Origin of the sequence: Accumulibacter sp., assembly GCF_023806625.1 — a bacterium.
Taxonomy (GTDB): domain Bacteria; phylum Pseudomonadota; class Gammaproteobacteria; order Burkholderiales; family Rhodocyclaceae; genus Accumulibacter.
This window is the reverse complement of record NZ_JAMTDX010000015.1, coordinates 1-5,581: the sequence shown is the minus strand read 5'-3', so window position 1 is coordinate 5,581 and position 5,581 is coordinate 1. Positions and strand designations below refer to the sequence as shown.

Here is a 5,581-nt window from a genome sequence, read left to right as displayed (position 1 = left end):
ACATTTCCCTCAATAGCTCTATTAGCGGCAGGAAGTTTGATTTCTTTTTTCTAATTCTGTCTGAGCCATGGGAAGTGGAAGAGATATGCTCTCGTTATGATTGGCATTCTCTGTCGCGGCTGTCAGCTTGTTACATTGTCGAATCATGGAAACAGGATACGTCGGCACTAGAATATCTAAAAAAATATTTTTCTCGCTTTGATGCCCTGTTTTCTGCACAGGTGCACATGTGCGAGCGCATCGAGCGCATTTGCCGGCGCCCTTGCACTTACCTTGGGCCAGGCATCGACGCCACGCGGTTCTGTCCTGTCCCGCGACAACCGGAGCGAACCGTCGATCTAATGAGCATTGGTCGGCGCTCGCGCGTGACACATGACGCTCTTCTCGCGCACGCCCGTAACACGAATTTCTTTTACTTGTATGATACGGGCAGGCAGCTGCGTTTTTCTCGGCATGACGAGCACCGCCTTCTCTTGGCTGAACAACTGAAGCGAACGCGGTATTTTCTGGCGTATCCGGCGCGCATTGACCGTCCTGAGCTGCACCAGGGGCACTTGGAGATGGCCTTCCGGTACATTGAAGGTGCAGCGGCGGGAACGGTCATGCTCGGCATGCTGCCCAGTACGGCGGAGGGCCGGAAGCTTCTGGACTGGGAGGATGCGGTCATCGACCTACCTTTCGATGCAGCCCACATTGTCGAAGTTGTCGACCACCTCGACAGCCAACCGCAACGTCTCTCCCGTATTCGCCGCAGCGGGGTCGTGAACGCTCTTCGCCGGTTCGACTGGCTACATTCGTGGCAGAAGATCTTGGCGGCCGTCGGCCTATCCCCCACCCCACGCCTGCTGGAGCGCCAGGAGGCGTTGAACCACCTTGCAGACATGGTAGAGAAAGAACCCGCTTGATTTCGCAGCTGAGCCCTTTGGACACTCATAGGCATCGAACGATGCTGCGCGGGTACGGTGCGGGATGGCTCCAGAGGGCTGGGAAGGATGGCAAACAGGGCGCTAGGGCATGACCGACCCGCAGCGAGCGACGGCACCGGAGACCGCGGCAACGGAAGGCGCATCGCGACCCTCCGCAGCGAACCGTCACTACGACAGCGGTCCTGGACGAACCTATGCGTCCTTCGGCGTGGCGCGCGCGCTGAGACAGATCCGACATGCGATCCGTCGCCGGTTCTTCGAGCCACCTGACTATCAACCCCTCATCGATCACCTTCGTGAGGCCGAAGCCCGGATGACAAAGGCGCTCGGCAGGCCGGTCAGCGATCTCGATGTCCTCGAGATCGGTCCCGGACAGGATCTCGCCCGCGCAATCTTTTTTGGCCGAAGCAATCGTGTCACGGCTTTTGATCACGATGTCATCGCCATTGGTCTCGATCCGGGCAGATACCGGCAGATGCTGGCAAGAAACGGCCTTGCAAGATGCCTGAAGAGCGCGGCGAATGAAGTTCTCATTGGCCATTACGCCCGCACTCGGTATGTTCGCCTTCTTGGATTGTCTTCGTTGCCGCGGCCGCAGTTCCTGGAGGGGGACATTTGCTCTGATGCACCTCCGGAGAAATCGTTTGATCTTGCCATGACATGGTCGGCGTTCGAGCACTTTGCGGATCCGGCGCAGGCCCTGAAAAATATACTGGCTTCTCTGCGGCCTTGCGGGCTATTTTATGTAAGTATCCATCTATGGACTTGCAATAACGGGCATCACGACATCCGATCGTTTACCGGGCAGGCCGACGCACTTCCACTTTGGGCGCATCTTCGCCGCTCGACCCAGCACCTTGTCCGCCCGAGCGCCTACCTCAACCGTTGGCGATTGCAGCAGTGGCGAGAGCTGTTTTCGCAGATGTGTCCAGGGCATACCGAAATTCTCGATCAGTACGAGCATCCGGAGGTTCTAGGTCCGCGCATTGATGCCAACCTCGCGCGTGAACTCGCCGATTATGGAAGAGAAGAACTGCTTACCGTGAACGCCGTATTTATAGGCACCAAAAGCAAGTATCAAAGATAAATGAAACGCATATGCCGTTTTCCTGTACATTAGAGAATGATAATAGTAGCGCTCGTATGAAACATGATAATCGTTTTTGTTGTTCAATATGACTGGCGCGGTGCCTGAATATATTTCAGCAGACGGACCGTTATCTGGGGCCGAAACAAGAATTGTAAGAAATGCTGCCGCACTGATGGCATCACAGTTGACGACATGGGCGCTCGCGCTGGTGCTCGCCGTCGTCCTGCCTCGGTATCTCGGACCAAGAGCCGTCGGCCAGCTGCAATTGGCGACAACGGTGTGGACAATTGTCTTCTCCGTAGTTGCCTTCGGCTCAGAAATGATGCTGACAAAAGAAATTGCCAGACGCCCACAGCAGGCGGCACGCCTTCTTTGCACGGTCATTTTCCTACGAATAATTTTCTTTGTTGGTGGCTGTCTCGCTGTCTCGCTGTACATAGGCGCAGTGACAGCAGATTCGGTGCAGGTTTCTTTGTTCGTCATTCTTGGCATGGCGCAACCCTTGTTGCTGACGGCGAACGTACTGCAGGCGGCCCTGCAGGGTTTTCAGCGGATGCAGTCGATCGCCGTAGCAACCGTCATCAGTAAAGCCCTGTATACGCTTATGGCGTTACTCGCCGTCATTGCCGGTTTCAACGTCGAATGGGTCGCCGTTGCGACCGTTATTGGCAATGCCGCCCATCTTTGTGCGTTGGCGGTTTGCCTGTTTCCGGTTGTCCGAGCGAACTGGCGATGGGGTTTCTCGATAAGGACGGCGCGCTGGTCCATCGTTGCCAGCGCACCGTTCCTTGCGTCCGCACTTCTGGTTATCGCCTACCAGGAAACGAGCGTGATCGTCATCGCCATGGTGCTGGACGCCCAAGCCGTCGGCTGGTTCAGCGTTGCCCGGACCCTGACGGCGACCCTGTTGTTCATACCGGCGATCCTGATGACCGCGGTGTACCCAGCGGCCGCCAAGCGACACCTTGAAGGCGCGCAGGTGCTTCCCGCGCTGGCGGCGCGGTCGGTCAGGCTGATGTTGCTTTGCGCCATGCCGATCGCTCTCGGCGTAGCAGTCACAGCCGAGCCGATGGTCAGCTTGCTGTACGGAGAAAAATTCCTCCCGAGCGGCGCAGTTCTGATGGTGCTGGGCTTGTCGTTGATTGCCACCTACCAGACAATCGTGCTGGCGTTCCTGCTCGCGGCTGTCGATCGGCAAGCGACCTGGGTTACCATCCAGGCTGTTGCCCTGCCGGTGAAAATCCTCCTAGACCTTGCCTTGGTCTGGTCGTGTCAGAACTTCCTCGAAAATGGTGCGGTCGGCGCCGCCGTCAGCATCGCAGTGAGCGAAGTGGCGATCGCCGTGGCGGGAATGCGGCTGCTGCCGAAGGGCACCCTAAGCCGAGCCGACGCCGGTTACGGAGCGCGCGTCGTCTTTGCAGCGGTGACAATGGCGGCGGCAGTCTGGCTGGTGCGCGACGCCTCCCTGTTGTTCGCCGTTCTCGCCGGCGTGGTGGTGTACATCGGCATGGTTGCGGTCATGCGGGCAGCGGATCCGGAAGATGTTGCTCTCATGAAATCCGTCATTTCCCGTACTGCATCCCGAGCCAGCTTGCGCAGACGAGTAGGCGAGTGATGCCCGGGCGCTTCGTTGTGGTTCGATGCCAGCGGAGGAACCCCATCCCTTGGCTGAATCGATCCACGAGCAGGAACGAGCACATGACCGCAGAGGCAAGGAAGCAGACGACCACCGTCAGCCGTCTCCGCCTGCCTTTTCGTAAACCGGCTGCAGCGTGCGGCCGGTTTACGATGCAATCGTGGATCAGACGATACCCCTCGTCGCGGGAGGGCCGGCGCGGGTGATCTTCGAGTTGCCATCACAACTGCCTGAGATCTCTGTCGCAGGCCAGGAGCGCGTGTAGGGCCTATGGCGCTCGTCGTCAGTGTTATCGTTCCGACCTATAACCGGCTGACACAGCTTCGACGGATGCTGGAGGCCCTCGGGCGACAAGACCTGTCCCTGGCCAAGTTCGAAGTTGTGGTCATCGCCGACGGGTGCACCGATGGCACCGATCCCTACCTGCAGTCCCTTGCTGGCCCTCTGGCCGTCCGCGCCTTCGTGCAGGAGAATAAGGGGCCGGCGGCGGCCCGTAATCGCGGCATCGCCGAAGCCCGGAGCGATCTCCTCGTATTCCTTGACGACGACGTCGTCCCCGCAACCGACTTTCTCAGCGAGCATCTCCGCACGCACGCGGGAAGAAAAGGGATTGCCGTGGTCGGCCCCTTACTCACCCCCGGCGATTATCGCCTCTCAGCATGGAACGCTTGGGAGCAAGCGATGCTGGAAAAGCAGTACACAGCCCTGGCAGAGGGCAAGTGGACGCCGACGGCACGACAGTTTTTCACCGGCAACGCGTCAGTGGCCCGATCGCAGCTGATCGACGTCGGTGGCTTCGACGAGCGCTACCGTCGCGCCGAGGATGTGGAACTCGGATATCGGCTGGCGAAGCGCGGCGTTGAGTTCGTCTTTAATCCGCGAGCCCGTGGCTATCATTACGCCAACCGCAGTTTCCGGTCCTGGCTCGATATTGCCAGCGTCTATGGCCGTCATGACGCCGTCTTCTTCCAAGATGGGGAGCAGAGGCGGTGGCAGACCGTCAAGGAGGAGTTCGCCGGCCGCCACAAACTCAATCAGGCTCTGGTGAGGGGGTGCCTCGACCGGCCTCGGCTCTCCGAACTGGTGTCGGCAATGCTGAGCGGGCTGAGCGTCGCCTGCCATGCGTGGGGTCTCGATCGGGGCTCCCGGGCGGCGCTGTCCGGCCTGTTCAACCTCCGCTACTACCAGGGAGTCTGCGACGAAATCGGCGGCCGCAAACGCTTCCTTGCTGACTGAGCCGCCAGAGATTGAGGAACAGGAAGGGACCGGATCACGGTGAAATCGCCGGGATCGAACAAGGTGAAGGCGGCGCCTTGGACAACCGCGAGATCTTCACCGCTTGCTGTCACTTCGATCAGCGTTGTCGATGCTGCCGCTGCACACGAGGCAAGCGCGGTTAACGTTGCGCATCTTGTGTGCCTGCAGCTTGACCGCTAAAGCCGATGCCGATGAACAACGCGAAACGATATGCACCGGTAACGCTGCGCAATCGCGAGCCGATCAGAGATGTGCTTCGTGACGTTCTGCCGCGGCATGGGCAAGTGCTGGAGATCGGCTCCGGCAGCGGTGAGCACGCCGTCTTCTTTGCGGCATCGTTTCCCGAGATCGTCTGGCAGCCATCCGACACGGACCCTGAATGTCTGGCGAGCATCGCCGCTTGGATGGCGGAGGCTGCGCTGCCAAACCTGCGGCCACCCTTGCGTCTCAATGTCGAGGATCGTCCCTGGCGCGCGCTTGCTGATCGGGTTGTCGACGTCGTGGTCAGCATCAACATGATCCACATCGCACCGTGGGAAGCCTGCCAAGGGCTGATGGCTGGTGCGGCACGCGTTTTGAAGCGCAGCGGCGTTCTCTATCTGTATGGCCCGTTCATGGTCGGCGGCCGCCACACGGCACCGTCCAACGCCGCTTTTGACGAGAGCCTGAAGG

5 protein-coding genes are annotated in these 5,581 nt (G+C 59.5%); all 5 read left to right on the top strand.

The annotated features are described in order from the left end of the window. On the top strand, positions 1-905 hold a 905-nt coding region (locus NFW05_RS04005; RefSeq protein WP_295302947.1), incomplete at its 5' end, for a glycosyltransferase. A gap of 109 nt (positions 906-1,014) precedes the next feature. Beyond that, positions 1,015-2,013 (top strand): class I SAM-dependent methyltransferase, encoded by a 999-nt coding sequence (locus NFW05_RS04000; protein ID WP_295302946.1) that lies wholly within the window; start codon positions 1,015-1,017, stop codon positions 2,011-2,013. Positions 2,014-2,101: 88 nt separating this feature from the next. Continuing rightward, positions 2,102-3,631, top strand: a complete 1,530-nt coding sequence (locus NFW05_RS03995; RefSeq protein WP_295302948.1) for a flippase — start codon at positions 2,102-2,104, stop codon at positions 3,629-3,631. A 291-nt stretch (positions 3,632-3,922) separates the two neighbouring features. Continuing rightward, a complete protein-coding gene (locus tag NFW05_RS03990) occupies positions 3,923-4,888 on the top strand; it encodes a glycosyltransferase (protein WP_295302945.1) in 966 nt (321 codons plus the stop codon). 206 nt (positions 4,889-5,094) lie between these two features. Next, positions 5,095-5,581, top strand: a 487-nt coding sequence (locus NFW05_RS03985) for a DUF938 domain-containing protein (RefSeq protein WP_295302944.1), incomplete at its 3' end; no start/stop codon positions are given.